General features: G+C 63.3%; 4 protein-coding genes and 1 pseudogene. 4 read left to right on the top strand and 1 reads right to left on the bottom strand.

The window, feature by feature from the left end:
• Positions 1-15 precede the first annotated feature (15 nt).
• The 4 genes and pseudogenes from F8N62_RS26790 to F8N62_RS26775 all read left to right on the top strand — a co-directional run bounded on the left by F8N62_RS26790 (position 16) and on the right by F8N62_RS26775 (position 17216).
• Complete coding sequence (locus F8N62_RS26790; RefSeq protein WP_150713491.1) at positions 16-1074, top strand: TauD/TfdA family dioxygenase; 1059 nt, start codon at positions 16-18, stop codon at positions 1072-1074.
• Positions 1075-1083: 9 nt separating this feature from the next.
• Positions 1084-4179 carry a non-ribosomal peptide synthetase gene (locus tag F8N62_RS26785; RefSeq protein ID WP_150713490.1) on the top strand — a complete coding sequence of 1032 codons (3096 nt, stop codon included), beginning with the start codon at positions 1084-1086 and terminating at the stop codon, positions 4177-4179.
• A pseudogene (locus F8N62_RS26780) lies at positions 4176-15976 on the top strand (amino acid adenylation domain-containing protein). The gene F8N62_RS26785 and the pseudogene F8N62_RS26780 overlap by 4 nt, the downstream one beginning before the upstream one ends.
• Before the next feature lie 274 nt (positions 15977-16250).
• Entirely contained in the window at positions 16251-17216 is a 966-nt protein-coding gene (locus F8N62_RS26775; protein ID WP_150713489.1) for an alpha/beta hydrolase, read from the top strand.
• Positions 17217-17264: 48 nt separating this feature from the next.
• Here the strand turns inward: F8N62_RS26775 and F8N62_RS26770 are convergent, their stop codons facing one another.
• Positions 17265-17618: a DUF6124 family protein gene (locus F8N62_RS26770; RefSeq protein WP_150713488.1), complete on the bottom strand. Its 354-nt coding sequence runs from the start codon at positions 17616-17618 to the stop codon at positions 17265-17267.
• Positions 17619-17982 lie beyond the last annotated feature (364 nt).

The following is a 17982-nucleotide window of genomic DNA, read 5'->3' as shown; positions in this document are numbered from 1 at the left end:
TTTCTGGAGGGGTTCATGACTGTTTCAACCAGCAAATCCATTGCCAAAATCGGTCGCGGTGCGCGCAAGAGCCTGTCCACCGACCCGACCCGGCTGGTGAATTTTGCGCCGATGTTCGACGGCGTCAGCATGCCACTGGTGTGCCGCCCGGCCGTGCCCGGTGTGAGCCTGGTGGACTGGGCGACGCAGAATCGCGCGCTGATCGAAAGCAAGCTGCTGGAACACGCGGTGATTCTGTTCCGTGGTTTTCAGGTCGCCGACATCGGCGAATTCAACCGCTGCGTGGCGGCTATTTCCGACGGTGCCCTGGAGTACCTGTTCCGCGCCTCGCCACGGACGCAGATTACCGGCCAGTTCAAAATCTACAGCTCCACGGATTACCCGGCGGCGGAGAAAATCTTCCCGCACAACGAGCATTCCTATTCGCCGGTGTTCCCGCGCCACCTGTACTTCTACTGCGACACGCCCTCGATCACGGGCGGCGAAACCCCGTTCGGCGACACCCGGGAAATCCTCGCGCGCATCGACCCGGCCGTGCACGAGGAATTCCAGCGCAAACGCATCATGTACGTGCGCAACTACGGCGACGGCATGGGCCTGCCGTGGCAAACGGTGTTCCAGAGCGAAGAGCGCCGCGAGGTCGAAGCCTACTGCGCGAAAATCGGTATCCAGGCCGAGTGGAAGTCCGGCAATCGCCTGCGCACCCGGCAAAACGGCCCGGCCATCGTCCGGCATCCGCTGACCGGCGAACGCATCTGGTTCAACCACGCCACCTTCTTCAACGCACTGACCTTGCCCGACAGCATTCGCGACAACCTGCTGCGCGAATTCGGCCCGCAAGACCTGCCGCAGAACACTTTCTTCGGCGACGGCACGGCGATTCCCGACGACGTTATTCGCCACCTGCAGGGCATCTATCGCGACGTGATGGTCGAGTTCGCCTGGGAGAAGGGCGACGTGGTGCTTCTCGACAACATCCTCAGCGTGCATGCGCGCAATGAATTCACCGGCTACAGAAAAATCCTCACGGCCATGGCCATCGCGCAGAAAAGCGCCGACCTGGATCAGGAATAAGGACACGACATGAACACCACCGCCCTCGAACCTTCGGTAGACGTTTTCCAGACTTCGGCTCAACAGGCCTTCTATTTGCGCGTTCAGGAGCTGGGTGGCCAGATGCTGTTCGCTGCCCTGACGGTGCCGGTCGCCCAGGCTGTGGATGCGCAGGCGTTGCGCGCGGCACTGGATGAACTGGGCCAGCGCCATGAAACCCTGCGCACGGTTTATCGACGTCTGCCGGGAATGAAATGGCCGGTGCAAAGCCTGTGTGATGAGCTGCCGATGACGCTGCCGGGCCGCGTGTTTTCGCTGGACGAGGCGCTGCGTCGCAGCCGTAAAACCCTGACTGACGATGCGGCCCGCGCGCTGGTGGTGGCACAGGTTGAATCCGCCGACGGGCATTTCGTCACGCTGCTGGCGCCGGCGAGTAGCCTCGATGAAACCTCGCTGCGGGTGCTGTCGGTGGAATTGGCGAGCCTGCTGCGCGGCGAGCCGCTGGCCGACAATCAGGAAGATTTGCAGTACCTGGATTACACCGCGTGGCAGGAAGAACTGCGCGAAGAAGACATCGGCCATCAAGGCGCCGCGTTCTGGCGCAACCTGCAGCAGCAGTTCGCGCTGGCGCATCATTTGCCCTTCGAAAAGACCGTTGCCGTGAGCCTGTCCCGACATCAGGCAACCGTTCGCGATGGGGCATGGCTGGCCGAGGTGCAACGAGTGGCCGGCGATCAGCATGTCGAAGGAGGGCGCGTCGCGTTGTTGCTGTGGAGTGCGTTCGTGGCGCGGATCGGCCAGCAGGAAAAGTTGCTAATGGGCTGGCAAGTGGCGGGGCGCAACGAGCAAACCGCCGTGACCCTCGGGCGTTTCGCCCGTCGTCTGCCGGTGGCCTTTGACAACCGCAGTCACCAGACCCTGGCGCAAGCGCTGGCCGCCTTCAACGCCAGCCTCGACCAGTCGCTGTCGTGGCTCGACTGCCTCAACGAGTTTGACCTGAGCGCCGAGGGCGCGGCGCCGTTGCGTTATGGCCTGGTGTATCAGGCTGACGCCGATGCGAACATTGAAGTCGACGACGCCAACCCGGAAGTCCTGCGCTTGCGGGTTCAGGGCGAACACTTGCAGCTGTCGTGCCTGGCCGGCGCAGTCCCTGAAGCGATGCTCGCCGTCTGGCTGGAGCAGTTCGTCGAGTTCAGCTGCCAGTTGCTGGCCGCGCCGCAGTTGACCCTGGACCAGGCGACTCTGGTCAACGCCGCGCAACTGAGCCGCTTGATCGAGGACTTCAACCCGCAGTCTGCCGAGCACGCCTTGCCTTACAGCTATCTGCAAGAGCTGTTTACCCAACAGGCGCGCCTGCATCCGCAGCGCGTCGCTGTCAGCGTCAATGGCCAGCGCCTGAGCTATGCCGAGCTGGATGCACGCTCCAACCAAGTGGCCAATACCCTGCGCGCACAAGGTGTGGCGCCGGATGAAATCGTGGCGGTGTACGGCCAGCGCTCGCTGGAAATCGTCATCGCGCTGCTCGGCACGCTCAAGGCCGGCGCCGCGTACCTGCCGCTCGATCCCAACTACCCGATCGAGCGCCTGGCGTTCATGTTGGAGGACGCCGCCGCACGCCGGGTGCTGGCCTGTCAGCCGCTGCCGCATGCGCTGCACAGCGAGCGGGTGATTTCGCTGATGGTTGATGCCGAAGTCTGGTCCGCTGCACCAGAGCAGCCATCGCCTCTGGGCGACAGCGCCAACCTCGCCTACGTCATTTACACCTCCGGCTCCACCGGCCAACCCAAAGGCGTGATGATCAGTCACGCCAACGCCGTGGCCTCGACCCTGGCGCGCAACGCGTTTTATCGCCAGCCATTGCGCGCCTTCCTGATGCTCTCGTCCTTCTCGTTCGACAGCTCGGTGGCCGGGGTTTTCTGGGCGTTGGGGCAGGGCGCGACCCTGTGCCTGCCGGACGAAGACAGCTACAAAGACCCGGCGCTGCTGGCGGCGCTGATCCAGCGCGAAGACGTCTCCCACTACCTGACCTTGCCGTCGTATCACGCGCAAATTCTGGAGCACCTCGACAACCCTGCTTTAGCCTGTGTGATCGTCGCCGGCGAAGCGTGCAGCAATGCGTTGGTTGCGCGGCATCGCGAGGCTTTGCCGCAGGTGGCACTGGTCAACGAATACGGCCCGACTGAAGGCACGGTCTGGTGTTCGGCGTGGGAACTGCCACCGGGTCAGGATGACGAAACCATCCCCATTGGCCAGCCGATTCCGGGCATGCGCATTCATGTGCTCGGCCCGGACCTGATGCCGGTGGCGGTGGGTGTCGAAGGCGAGTTATACGTCGGCGGCGCCGGCATTGCTCGCGGCTATCTCAAGCGTGCCACGCTGAGCGCCGAGCGCTTTGTTGCCGACCCGTTTTCGAAGCAGGCCGGTCAGCGGCTGTACCGCACCGGTGACCTCGCACGCTACCGCGCCGATGGGGTGTTGGAGTACCTCGGCCGCGTCGATCATCAAGTGAAAATCCGCGGCTTCCGCATCGAACTCGGCGAGATCGAATCCGCCATGCGCGGCGCACCCGGCATCGAAGACGCTGCGGTCATCGCCCGCGAAACCGCGACCGGCCCGCAACTGCTGGGCTTCGTGATTTCCCCGGCGGACACCGCCGACATCCGCCTCAACGAACTGCGCAGTCACCTCGGCGAAGTGTTGCCCGAGCACATGCAGCCCGTGCGTTTGCAGGTGCTGGAACGCTTTCCGCTGATGCCCAACGGCAAACTCAATCGCCAGGCCCTGCTTGACCTCGACGTGCGCCGCAGTGACTTCATCGCGCCGCGCACGGAACTGGAAAAAGTACTCGCCGCGATTTGGGCCGAAGCCTTGCAGGTTGAGCGTGTCGGCGTGCACGACAGCTTCTTCGAACTCGGCGGCCACTCGTTGCTGGCGACGCGGATTCGCGCGCGGATTCAGGAGGAGCTGAACCTGGCGATCCCGCTGAAACTGTTTTTCGACGGCGACACCCTGGAGCGGCTGGCAACGGAAATCGAGCAGTTCCGCCAGCAGGGTGAACACCAGGAAAACGATGTAGACGCACTGGAAGCGTTGTTCGACGAAGTGGATGAGGAACACACGCGATGAGTGCTGCACCGGACAGAATGATGATCCTGGCCCAGCGTTTCTGCGGCCTTAGCCTGGATGCGCGGCGTGCCCTGCAGGAAAAGATGCACGCCCAGGGCCTGACCCTGGAACTGCTGCCGATCCCGCCAAGGGACCCGGCGGTCGACACATTGCCCGCGTCTTACGCACAACAACGCTTGTGGTTCCTGTGGCAGATGCAGCCGCAGGCGACCGCCTACAACCTGACCGGTACCTTTCGCCTCAGCGGTGAGCTGAACCGCGCAGCGCTGGCGCAAACGCTGGACGCGTTGGTGCAGCGTCATGAAGTGCTGCGCACCACGTTCGTCTTCGACGAGCAGCAAGTGCTGCAAAAAATCCACCCGCGAATGGACGCGACGCTGGTCGAATCCGACGCTGCAGATGAAGCCGAACTGCAACGGCAGATCGCCCTCAACGCCGGGCAGCCATTCGATTTGCAGCACGGCCCGTTGATGCGTTGCCGGCTTGTCAGCCTCGATGCGCAACAGCATGTGCTGGTGCTGACGTTCCATCACATCGTCACCGACGGCGGCTCGCTGCCGATTCTGTTGCAGGAATTCACCCGGCTCTATGCGCAGTTGAGCGCGGGTCAACCGGCGCAATTGCCTGCGCTGAGTATTCAATACGCCGATTTTGCCCGCTGGCAGCGCCTGTGGCTGGAGGCCGGCGAGGCCGAGCGTCAGCTCGCGTATTGGCGTGAACAACTGGGTCGCGAGCATCCGCCGTTGAACCTGCCGTCCGACCGTCGGCGCCCGGCGATCCCAAGTCAGCAGGGTGCCAGCGTCGAGCTGCAAGTGCCGGCCGCCGTCGCGTCCCGTCTGAAAGACCTTGCCCGTCGCGAAGGCTGCACGCTGTTCATGGTGCTGATGGCGTCGCTGCAAACCCTGTTGCATCGCTACAGCGGCGAACAGGACATTCGCGTCGGCGTGCCGATTGCCAACCGCACCCGCCAGGACGTGGAAAACCTGCTGGGCTTTTTCGTCAACACCCAAGTGTTGCGTTGCCAGCCCCACGCGGACCAGCCGTTTCTGCAATTGCTCGCCGAGGTCAAAACGGCGGCATTGGGCGCGCAGGCGCATCAGGATTTGCCCTTCGAGCAACTGGTCGATGGCCTCGGTGTTGAACGCAGCCTGAGCCACACGCCGTTGTTCCAGGTGATGTTCAACCACCAGCGCGATGCCGGCGGCCCGCAGCGTTGGGACTTGCCGGGCCTGAGCGTCGAACCGCTGATCTGGGACGAAAAGACCACCAAACTCGACCTGATGCTCGACACCGTGGAAAGCGACGATGGCCTCCACGCTTCGTTCGTCTACGCCACTGAATTATTCGATGTGTCGACCATCGAGCGTCTGGGGCAGCATTGGCTGAACCTGTTGCAGGCAATCTGCGCCGACGGCACGGTCGCCTTGGCGGACTTGTGCATGCTCGCCGACACCGAGCAGCAAGCCACCTTGCTGGACTGGAACCGCAACGCCGCTACACCGGTCACGAACTCGCTGTGCGCGCATCAACTGATCGAGGCCCAGGCTGCCGCGCACCCGCATAACATTGCGGTGACGTGCGACGGCGCGACCCTCAGCTATGCGCAATTGAATGAACAGGCCAACCGCATAGCCCAGCGTCTGCGCGAACGCGGCGTCGGGCCGGACGTGCTGGTGGGTATCGCGCTGGAGCGCTCGCTGCAGATGATCGTCAGCGTGCTGGCAATCCTCAAGGCCGGCGGCGCCTATGTGCCGCTGGACCCGGATTATCCACAGGATCGCCTGGCTTACATGCTCGCCGACAGCGGCACGCGACTGCTGTTGACCGAGTCCGCGCTGTTGCCACGGCTGCCATTGTCCGAAGGCATCGAAGTGATGTGCCTCGACCAGACCAGTGACTGGCTGCAACAAGCGTGCGCCGACAATCTGCCAAACCTCACCTGCCCGGACAATCTCGCTTACGTCATTTACACCTCCGGTTCCACCGGCAAACCCAAAGGCACGTTGCTGCCCCACAGCAACCTGACGCGGCTGTTCAGCGCCACCGAGCACTGGTTCGGCTTCAACGCGGACGATGTCTGGAGCCTGTTCCATTCCTATGCCTTCGACTTCTCCGTGTGGGAAATCTTTGGCGCGTTGTTCTACGGCGGCAAATTGGTGGTGGTGCCGCACGCCGTCAGCCGTTCCCCGGAAGACTTCGCCCGGTTGCTGCGTGACGAACAGGTCACGGTGCTGAACCAGACGCCGTCGGCGTTTCGTCAACTGATGCCGTTTGCCTGCGCCCACGCCCAGGGCATGGCCCTGCGTTATGTGGTGTTCGGCGGCGAAGCGCTGGACGTTCCGAGCCTGCGCCCCTGGTACGACGCGTTCGACGACCAGCAACCGCAGCTGATCAACATGTACGGCATCACCGAAACCACGGTGCACGTGACATACCGGCCGCTGTCCCGCGCCGACCTCGACGGCGCCACCAGTTCGCCGCTGGGCGAGCCGATTGCCGACCTGCGCTGGTACGTGCTCGACCCGCGCCTGAACCCGGTGGCCAAGGGCTGTGTCGGCGAGTTGTACGTGGGGGGCGCCGGGCTCGCACGCGGTTATCACCAGCGCGCCGACCTGAGCGCCACGCGCTTTGTTCCGGACCTGTTCGCCAGCGAAGCGGGTGCGCGCCTGTACCGCACCGGCGATCTGGCGCGCTACTGCGCCGATGGCAGCATCGAGTACGCCGGGCGCATCGACCATCAAGTAAAAATCCGGGGCTTTCGCATCGAACTCGGGGAAATCCAGGACCGCCTGCAACGTCACCCGGCCATCGAACAGGCGCTGGTGCTGGCGCCGCAGATCAATGGCAGCCAGCAACTCGTCGCATGGTTCACCGTGACCGCTGACGTCGCTGATTTGCGTCAGTCGTTGCGCGAACACTTGCAGGCCGGTCTGCCGGACTACATGGTGCCGGCGCATCTGCTCAAACTCGATCACTGGCCGCTGACCAGCAATGGCAAGCTCGATCGCAATGCGCTGCCGACACCGGATGCCGCGCTCGCGCAACAGGTTTTCACGGCGCCGGCGGACGAGATGCAGGTGGCGTTGGCAGCAATCTGGCAAGACGTACTCAAGCTGCAACGCGTGGGCATTGACGATAACTTTTTCGAACTGGGCGGCGACTCGATCATCTCGATTCAGGTGGTCAGCCGTGCGCGTCAGGCCGGCATTCGCATCAGTCCGCGTGATCTGTTTCAGCACCAGACCGTGCAGAGTCTGGCCAAGGTTGCGCAACGCAGTGCAGGGCTTGAGATCGATCAGGGCCCGGTGCGCGGTGAAGTGTTGCTGACCCCGATCCAGCACTGGTTTTTCGAGCAGGCCATCGAGGCCCGGGACCACTGGAACCAATCGGTTTTGCTGGAGCTTCGCGAGCCGCTGGACAGCGCCTGCCTGCAACAGGCATTGGCCAAGTTGCTGGAACATCACGACGGGTTGCGCCTGCGCTTTCGCGAGGTCAACGGTGTCTGGCAACAGGCTCAGGCCGAGCAGTGCAACAGCGCCGAGGTGTTGTGGCAGCGTCAGGCCTCGACCGCCGAGGACCTGCTGGATCACTGCAACGCCGCGCAGGCCAGCCTGAATTTGCAAGACGGCCCGCTGTTGCGCGGCTTGCTGGTGGACATGGGCGCTGGCGGTCAGCGCTTGCTGCTGGTGGTGCATCACCTGGCGGTGGACGGCGTGTCCTGGCGCCTGTTACTGGAAGATTTGCAGACGGCGTACGACCAGGCGCGTCAGGCACAACCCTTGCGCCTGCCGGCCAAATCCAGCGCCTATCAAGCCTGGGCGGCGCGCTTGCAGCAGCATGCGCAAAGCCCCGAATTGGCCAGTCAGGCCGCTTACTGGCAGCGTCAGTATCAAGACGTTGTGGTCGACCTGCCCGCCGACAACCCGCAAGGCAGTCTCGCCAGTCAGCACGCCGTGAGCGTGGAAACAGTGCTCGACAGAACCTTCACCCGCCAACTGCTGCAAGACGCTCCGTCGGCTTACCGCACGCAGGTCAACGACCTGTTGCTGACCGCGTTGGCGCGGGTGCTCGGTGCCTGGACCGGTCAGCCATCGACGCTGGTCAAACTCGAAGGGCACGGCCGCGAAGACCTGTTTGACGATATCGACCTGACCCGCACGGTGGGTTGGTTCACCTCGATTTTCCCACTCAAGCTGACCCCGGCCAGCGACCTGGCGGCCAGCATCAAAGCGGTCAAGGAACAGCTGCGCGCGGTGCCCGACAAAGGCATCGGTTTCGGCATTCTGCGGTATCTGGCGCAGGCCGGTCTTGAGGATTTGCCGCCGCCGCAAATCACCTTCAACTACATGGGCCAGTTCGATGCCAGCTTCGATGAGCAGGCACCGTGGCGCCCGGCACGGGAAAACGGCGGCGCCGAGCAAGGTGCTTCGGCTTCGCTGGACCGTGGCCTGAGCATTAACGGTCAGGTGTACGCCGGCCAACTGCGCCTGAGCTGGACCTTCAGCCGCGAAGTGTTTACCGAGCACACCGTGCAGCGTCTGGCCGAGGCCTACGCCACTGAACTGCAAGCGCTGATCGAGCATTGCACCAGCGGGGCGGGTGGCTTGACACCGAGTGACGTGCCGCTGGTCCACGTCGATCAGGCTCAGCTCGATGCATTGCCATTGGCGTCGCGCGAGATCGAGGCTGTTTTCCCGTTGTCGCCGATGCAGGAAGGCATGCTGTTCCACAGCCTGTTCGCCCCGGAGGCCGGCGCCTACGTCCCGCAGATGCGGGTGGACGTGCAAGGGCTCGACGTCGAAGCATTCCGCAGCGCCTGGCAGCAGACGCTGGACCACCATGAAGTGTTGCGCGCAGCGTTCTTCGGCGAGAGCAATGGCTCACAACCGCTGCAAGTGATTCTGGCCAGCGCCACGTTGCCGGTGACCGTGCTCGACTGGCGCAACGACGCGGATCAAGCCCAGGCCCTCGAACGTCTGGCCGAGGATGACCGCCGGCGCGGTTTCGACCTGACGGCCGCGCCGTTGCTGCGCCTGACGCTGGTGCAGACGGCCGACGACAGCCATCACTTGATCTTCACCCACCACCACATTCTGCTGGACGGCTGGAGCACTTCGCAGCTGTTCGGCGAAGTGTTGCAGCGTTACTCCGGTGTGATTCCGTTGGCGAATGGCGGGCGTTATCGCGATTACATGGCGTGGCTGGGCGGCCGTGATCGTGCCGCGTGCGAGGCGTTCTGGCTCGACCAGTTACAGGCGTTCAGTGAGCCGACGCGCCTGGCCGGCGCGCTGCCCGGGCCGACCGCAGGGCAGGGTGGCGGTCATCGCACCGTGCACCTGAGCCTGGATCGCGCGGCCACCGAGCGCTTGAGCGGCTTTGCCCGTCAGGCCCGCGTCACGCCGAACACCTTGCTGCAAGCGGCGTGGCTGTTGCTGTTGCAGCGCTACACCGGCCAGCGCACGGTGGCCTTCGGCGCCACGGTGTCGGGGCGTGCGAGCGAGTTGCCGGGGATCGAGCAGCAACTCGGCCTGTTCATCAACACCTTGCCGGTGATCGCCACGCCGCACCCCGAGCGCACCGTCCGCCAATGGGTCGACGAGGTGCAGGCGCTCAACCTGAAACTGCGCGATGTCGAATACACGCCGCTGGCCGACGTGCAGCGCTGGGCCGGGCATTCGGGCGAGGCGCTGTTCGACACGCTGCTGGTGTTCGAAAACTACCCGGTCGCCGAGGCGCTGGAGGGCGCTAATCCCAGCGCGTTGAAGTTCTCCGGCGTCAGCCATCACGACCAAACCAGCTTCCCGCTGGCGATTGCCGCCGAGCTCGGCGAGTGCCTGGACCTGCGTTTCAACTACGACACGGCGCTGTTTACCGCGGAGGCCATCGACGGCCTGAGCACTCGTCTGCTGGCGTTGCTCGATGCCATGGTGCGCGAGCCGCAACAATCTCTGGGCCGTCTGAGCCTGCTCGATGCCGTGCACACCGCGCAGCAATTGCAAGGCTTCAACGACACCGCCGTGACCTGGCCCGACGTGCGCCCGGTCAACCAGTGCTTTGAGGCTCAGGTACTGAAAACGCCGGACGCGCCTGCACTGGTGTTTGGCGGTCAGACCCTGACGTACGGTCAACTCAACCAACAGGCCAACCGACTGGCGCACTACTTGCGCGCCGAAGGTGTAGGCGCAGAAGTGCTGGTCGGGATTGCCGCCGAGCGTTCGCTGGAGCTGGTGATCGGTTTGCTGGCAATCATCAAGGCCGGCGGCGCCTACGTGCCGCTGGACCCGGACTACCCGCGTGAGCGCCTCGAGCACATGTTCGAGGACAGCGGCGTGCACGTGCTGCTGACCCAGCGCCATCTGCTGGGGCAGTTGCCGATTCCGCCCGGCACCACGGCGATCTGCCTCGACGACGCTCAAGTCTGGCAAAACCTCAGCGAGGAAAACCTGTCGTGCGTGGTCGAGCTGCAATCGCTGGCCTACATGATTTACACCTCCGGCTCCACCGGCAAACCCAAGGGCGCGGCCAACCATCACGATGCGCTGTACAACCGCATTGCGTGGATGCAGGGCGCGTATCCGCTGGACGCTCGCGACACGGTCTTGCAGAAAACCCCGTTCAGTTTTGACGTGTCGGTGTGGGAGTTCTTCTGGCCGTTGATGGTCGGTGCGCGCCTTGCCGTGGCGCCACCCGGCGCCCATCGCGACCCGGCGCAACTGGTGCGTTTGATCGAGCAACATCAAGTCAGCACCCTGCATTTTGTGCCATCGATGTTGCAGGCGTTTGTTCAGGGCGACGGTTTTGAACGCTGCGCCAGCCTGCGGCAAATCATGTGCAGCGGCGAAGCGTTGTCGGCGGATTTGCAGAACAGCTTGTTCCGCGTGCTGCCCGGCGTCGGGTTGTACAACCTGTATGGGCCGACTGAAGCGGCCATCGACGTGACCCACTGGACCTGCGTCGATGACGGCTCGATCAGCGTGCCGATCGGTCAGCCGATCGCCAACCTGGTGACCTACATCCTCGACGACAGCCTGCAACCGCAAGTGCCGGGTTGCGTCGGCGAACTGTATTTGGGTGGCATCGGACTGGCGCGCGGTTATCACCGTCGTCCGGACCTGACGGCGGAGCGTTTCGTCGCCAGCCCGTTCGGTGAACAGGGCGAGCGCCTGTACCGCACCGGCGACCTGGCGCGCTACCGCGATGACGGCGTGATCGAGTACGTCGGCCGCATCGACCATCAGGTGAAGATCCGTGGTTTGCGCATCGAACTGGGCGAAATCGAAACCTGTTTGCTGGAGTGTCCACAGGTGCGCGAGGCGGTCGTGATCGCGCTGGATGTCGGCAAATCCAGACAGCTGGTGGCTTACGTGGTGGGCCAGTCGGTGGTGCTCGACGCGCTGAAGCAACAGCTGCGCAGCGTGTTGCCCGAGCACATGCAGCCGAATCATGTGTTGCTGCTTGAGCAATTGCCCGTGACGCCCAACGGCAAGCTTGATCGCCGCGCATTGCCACAACCCGATCAACAGGTGCGCGAATACGTCGCGCCACGCAATGCCATGGAGGCGACGCTGCAAGAGATCTGGCAAGCGTTGTTTGAAGTGCCGATCGGCATTCAGGACAATTTCTTCGAACTGGGCGGCGATTCCATCGTGTCGATTCAGGCGGTCAGCCGCGCGCGCAAAGCGGGCCTGAGCATTTCGCCGAAGCACGTGTTCAGCCACCCGACCATCGCTGAACTGGCGACTGTCGCCCAGTCTGTCGAAGCCGTGGAAGCGGCCCCGGTGATTGCCGCTCCGGCGCTGAAAATTGAACTGAGCGAGTCGCAGTACCAGGCGCTGGACTTGACCGCGGACGCGGTCGAAGACGTCTACCCTACCCACTGTCGCCAATGCAGCAGGGCATGCTGTTCCATTCGGTGCAGGACGGTGACTCGGGGCTGTACGTCAACCAGATCGAAGTTGGCTTGCGCGGGGTTGACGGTCCGCGCTTCCGCGAAGCCTGGGCCGACGCCGCGCAACGCCACGCGATCCTGCGTACCGCGTTCCTGTGGGAAGGCGACAAGGAACCGCTGCAAGTTGTATTGCGCAACGCACCGACGCTGTTGACCGAACTCGATTGGCGCGGTCTGGATAACCCATCCGAGCGGGTGCGCCAGTTGGCCACCGAGGAGCGCGAACGCGGCTTCGCGCTGAACCGCGCGCCGTTGTTGCGCCTGTTGCTGGTGCGACTGGAAGACGACCGCTATCGCCTGATCTGGACCTACCACCACATCCTCATGGACGGCTGGAGTGTTTCGCGCCTGATCGGTGAAGTGCTGCGTCATTACAGCGGCGACGAACAGGAGCCGGTGGCCGCGTATCGCGACTACATCGACTGGCTCGGCCAGCAGGTCGCCGAGACCAGTGAAACGTTCTGGAAAGGCAAACTCAACGCCCTCGAAGGCGCCACTTATTTGGCCCGGGCGTTGCCGGTAAAGGCGCCGCAGGCGGGTTATCACGCGATCTACACACACCTGACTGCGCAGCAAACCGCCCGATTGCAGGCATTTGCCCAACACCAGCAAGTGACCCTCAACACCTTGGTGCAAGCCGCGTGGCTGCTGCTGTTGCAGCGCTACACCGGCCAGCGCACGGTGACGTTCGGCGCCACCGTGTCCGGTCGCCCGGAAACCCTTAACGGCTCGGAGAACATGCTCGGGCTGTTCATCAACACCTTGCCGGTGGTCAACAGCGTGCCCACGGACGCGAGCGTCGGTGACTGGCTGCGGGAGATTCAGGCCTACAACCTCGACATTCGCGACTTCCAGCAAACCCCGCTCAGCGATATTCAACGCTGGGCCGGGCAGGGCGGGCAGTCGCTGTTCGACAGCATCATCGTCTTCGAAAACCAGCCGGTGGACCGCACGTTGCGCGAGTGGAACGGCGACTCACTGCGCTTCGACGACGTTTCCGATTTCGGCCTGACCAGCTTCGCCATGGACTTGATGGTCAGCGTCGATGACGGGCTGCGCATCGAGTACATGCACCAGCGGGATCAGTTCGACCTCGCCAGCGTCGAAACCCTGCGCAGCCACATGGAAAGCCTGATGCAGCGTTTGTGCGACGACGCCGGGCGCGCAGTCGGCGAGTTGGGCTTGCTGACGCTGGACCAAGGCCGGCGACTCGACGGTGAATTGCCAACGCTGGCTGACGACCACGAACGGCCGGTGCACGAGCTGATTCGAGAGCGGGCACGCCTGCAACCGCAGCACACCGCGCTGGTGCTCAGCTACGCCGACCGCGACGCTGAACGCTTGAGTTATGCCGAACTGGACCGGCGTTCCGATGCCCTGGCCGTGCACTTGCTGGAGCAGGGCGTGCAGGCCGAAGAGGTGATTGGCGTCTTCATGGAACGCTCGCTGGAACTGTTGATTTCGCTGCTGGCGGTGATGAAGTGCGGCGCCGCTTATGTGCCGCTGGACCCGACCTATCCACAGGAACGCCTGCGCTACATGATGGCCGACAGCGACATGCGTTTGCTGCTGACCCAGGAGCGTCTGCGCGACACTGCGCAACTCAATCCGGGTACACCGATGGTCGCGGTGGACCGCCTGAACCTCGACGTCGAAGTCGCGGCGCCACAATGCGCAGTCCATTCCGAGCAACTGGCCTACCTGATTTACACCTCGGGCTCGACCGGCAAACCGAAAAGCGTGGCAGTGGCTCATGGGCCGTTGAGCATGCACGTGCAGGCGATTGCCGAGCTGTACGAAATGGACCCGAGCAACCGTGAATTGCATTTCATGTCGTTCGCCTTCGACGGTGCGCATGAACGCTGGATCACCGCGCTGATCAGCGGCGCCACATTGGTGGTTCGCGACAACAGCTTGTGGACCGCCGAGCAGACCCTGGCGGTGTTGCATCGCCAGCGCATCAGCGTCGCCTGTTTCCCGCCCGCGTACCTGCTGCAACTGGCCGAGCACGCCGAGGTGCAGGGCGGTGAGCCGCCACCGGTGCGCATTTACTGCTTCGGTGGCGACGCGGTGCCGGACGCCACGTTCGAGCGGGTCAAGCACACGCTCAAACCGCAATTCCTGGTGAACGGTTACGGGCCGACGGAAACCGTGGTCACGCCGTTGCTGTGGAAAATTCCTGCCGGCGGCCACTGCGAGGCGATGTACGCGCCGATTGGCCGCCGCGTCGGCAGCCGCAGCCTGCATGTGCTGGACATGGACCTCAATCCGCTGCCGGTGGGCATGGTCGGCGAGCTGTACATCGGTGGTCGGGGCGTTGCGCGCGGTTACCACCGTCACCCATGGCAAACCGCCGAGCGTTTCGTCGCTGATCCATTCAGCAGTGACGGCGGCCGTTTGTATCGCACCGGCGACCTGGTGCGCCGCCGCGAGGACGGTGTGTTCGATTACGTGGGGCGCATCGACCATCAGGTCAAAGTGCGTGGCTTCCGTATCGAGCTGGGTGAAATCGAAGCGCGTCTGCGCGAGCAAGTCGGGGTCAATGACGCGCTGGTGGTAGTGCGTGATGCCGGGCAGGGGCCGCAACTGGTGGGCTATGTGGTCGCGGCCGAAGACGACGGCCTGGGCCTGCGTTGCCAGGCGGCCTTGCGTGAAAGTTTGCCGGATTACATGGTGCCGACGCAGGTCGTGGTGTTGCTGCGTTTCCCGCTGACACCCAATGGCAAACTCGACCGCAAAGCCTTGCCGGATCCGAGCTTCGAGGGGCGCGATTACGTGGCCCCGCGCACCCCGCTGGAATGGGCACTGGCCGAGATCTGGCAGCAGGTGCTGGGTGTCGAAAAAGTCGGCATCACCGACAACTTCTTCGAGTTGGGTGGGGATTCGCTGCGCACACTGAAAGTGATCTCGAAAGTGCGGGCGCTGAACGAGCCGGACTTTCAGCTGAAACTGCGCGACATGATGGCCAAACCGACGATTGCCGGGTTGTCCGGCGTCGATGAGCAACCGCTGAAACTGAGCTCGGAAGCCTTGCTGCTGTTGAACCTGCCAGTGAGCGATCAACCGGCGCTGTTCTGCCTGCACGCGGGGTTCGGCACGGTGTTCGACTACGAGCCGCTGGCCCGTCGACTCGAAGGCCAGCGCACGGTGTACGGCGTGCAATGTCGCATGCTGCTCGACCGCCAATGGCACGACACATCGTTGCAGCAGATGGCGGCAGATTACGTCGACGCCATCCGCCGCAAACAAACGCACGGCCCGTACCACTTGCTCGGCTGGTCGTTGGGTGGGGCGTTGGCGTTGATGGTCGCGGAGTTGCTTGAACAGCAGGGCCAGCGCGTGGCGTTTGTCGGTCTGGTGGACAGCTTTGTGCCGACCCAGGCCAACGCCGTCGCCAGCGTGGATGAGTGGCGCTCGGACCTGCGCGAGTTTCTCGGTGTAACGTTGAGCATGGACGGCGATGTCATTGCCAGGGCCTTGAGCGTTGCAACCTCCGGTGATGAGGACGCCTTCGCGCGAATCATCCGCACGGTGATCGACACCGAAGGCGAGCAGGCCAGCGGGTATGCGTTGCTTGGGGCCGATGAATTGGCGCACACATTCATGGTCAGCACGCGCCTGAAAGCGCTGTCGCGGCAGGTCGAAACATTGCCGCTGCCGCACGCCGAACTGTGCTGCTGGTGGGCCGATGGCAACCCGACCGCCGAACGCGCCGCGCTGGAGCGGCAGCAACCTCGTCTGCGCAAGGTGCAAACCGTCAGCGCAAGGCACTTCGATATTCTGCAAATGGATGAATGTTTGAACGCCGTGGTCACGGCACTGGCTCGGGAGGTGGTGGTTCAGGACTAAACTTTCACCGCACCCAAACAAGCTCGCCCTAAAGTCTGGAATCAGAGAAACCTGTGGCGAGGGAGCTTGCTCCCGCTTGAGTGCGTAGCACTCACAAAAATCGGCAGTGGTTGTCAGGTTTTTGGGGCCGCTACGCAGCCCAGCGGGAGCAAGCTCCCTCGCCACAAGGTATGTACGACTCAAGAGCGGTCTTAAGTAAACAGCATTCGTCCTAATGAACGACCCTCGCGGTTCGTTTATAGGGCGAGCTTTTTATTTTTGGAGACCGCCGCCCATGGCACTGCACCCGGACATCGAAGGATTTCTAGAGCTGGCCGAGTTCGGTCGCCTCACCGGCAAAAGCCTGCCCATGCATCAGATGAGCCCGACCGAAGCGCGCGAGCAATTCGACCAGACCTCGCAACTGCTCGACGCCCCGCCGCTGGGCGCGTTGACGGTGACCTCGGTGAGCATTCCGGCCCGAGACGGCCACTTGCTCAACGCGCGCCTCTATGCGCGTCCGTCGCTGGGCACTCAAATGCGCCCGGTGCTGTTGTATTTCCACGGCGGCGGTTACGTGGTCGGCAGCCTCGATTCCCACGACACCCTGTGCCGGCGACTGGCGCTGGCCGGTGATTTCGCAGTGTTGTCGGCGGATTATCGGCTGGCTCCGGAACAGCGTTTTCCTACGGCTTACGAGGATGCCGAAGACGTGACGCGCTGGCTCGCGACCACTGGCGCCAGTGCGCTGGGACTCGACGCCGCCCGCATCGCCTTGGCTGGGGACAGCGTCGGCGGCAGCCTGGTGGCGTCGCTGTCGATAGCCATCGCCCGCGATCCGCAGAATTGGCCGCTCACGCCACGAGTGCAAGTGTTGCTGTACCCGGTGATCGACGCCGTGGAAAAACGCCCGTCGCTTGCGCGGTTCGCCGGAGGGTTTTTGCTGGAAGCGACCACGCTGGAATGGTTCTACCAGCAATACCAGCGCAGTGATGAGGATCGTCGCGACTGGCGCTTCTCGCCGCTGTTCGCCGAAAACCTGCAAGGGCTGACCCCGACCATTCTGTGGCTGGCCGAATACGACCCGTTGCTGGACGAAGGCCTGGCCTGGGCGGAAAAACTGCGCTTGGCAGGGCAACCGGTGGTGCTGGAGGTGAAGGCGGGCATGACCCACGACTTTGCGCGCATGGGGGAAATGGTTCAGGAAGTGCCGAAAATGCTGGAACAACTGGCAGCGCAGATTACTGAAAGCTTGAGTTGATGCACGCGCGATGATCGTTCCCGCGCGGGGAACGATCACCTCGCCGGACTAATGCACGTTGTCTATGGGATCCAGATGGTCCAGTGCCCGATTCACCGTCAACTCCGCCAGCATGATCACCTGCGACATAGCCAGCAGCTTATTGCGCGACGGCCCTTCGATATGATCGGCGAGATCATTGGCCATCACATCGAGTGAGGCCAGCGACTCACACGCATAGCCCAGCAGGGATTGGACATCGGTGTGCGGATTGACGGTGAACAGCGTGCTCATCGTGCGTGGTGTGGCGTTGATGTCGGCGATTGAGGGTTGGATTTCAGGCGTTGGGTCGGCGGAAGAATCGAGGTTTTCGTTCGGGGAGGCCGGATCGGTTTCCGGCGGGTTTGGTGTGACCTTGGGCATATTTGGATTCCTGGTGTGGGCCGGAACCACTTCTCTACTAAAAGAAGGGGTGGCAGCTGTACGCAGGTTAGTAGACCGGGGAATCCAAGAAGCCGGCGCGCCCGAGGGCGCCCTACGTACAGCCACCATCAAAATGCAGGAAGAAACCTGACAGATAGCGTTGTACGTCTCGGATTAAGCCACGGGCTACTAAACCCGATCACTGATGGGCAGTGACGGGAATTAAATTACCGATCGACCCCAAGACGCACAAGCCGGCGAATTCTGGCGTACCTGTAGGCAACGACGCAAGGTGATGTAGCTTTCATGAAGTAACTTGTAGGCCGCTTAAACACGCACTGCCGGACAGCTCTAGCACGCGGTT

The sequence above is a fragment of the Pseudomonas fluorescens genome, assembly GCF_902497785.1.
GTDB classification, from domain to species: Bacteria; Pseudomonadota; Gammaproteobacteria; order Pseudomonadales; family Pseudomonadaceae; genus Aquipseudomonas; species Aquipseudomonas fluorescens_BO.
Note: the sequence above shows the minus strand (reverse complement) of the source record. Positions and strands in the feature narration are given on the sequence as shown.

Coding starts and splice junctions, on each gene's coding strand:
- F8N62_RS26790 (WP_150713491.1), top strand. CDS start 16: ATGACTGTTTCAACCAGCAAATCCATTGCCAAAATCGGTCGCGGTGCG.
- F8N62_RS26785 (WP_150713490.1), top strand. CDS start 1,084: ATGAACACCACCGCCCTCGAACCTTCGGTAGACGTTTTCCAGACTTCG.
- F8N62_RS26775 (WP_150713489.1), top strand. CDS start 16,251: ATGGCACTGCACCCGGACATCGAAGGATTTCTAGAGCTGGCCGAGTTC.
- F8N62_RS26770 (WP_150713488.1), bottom strand. CDS start 17,618: ATGCCCAAGGTCACACCAAACCCGCCGGAAACCGATCCGGCCTCCCCG.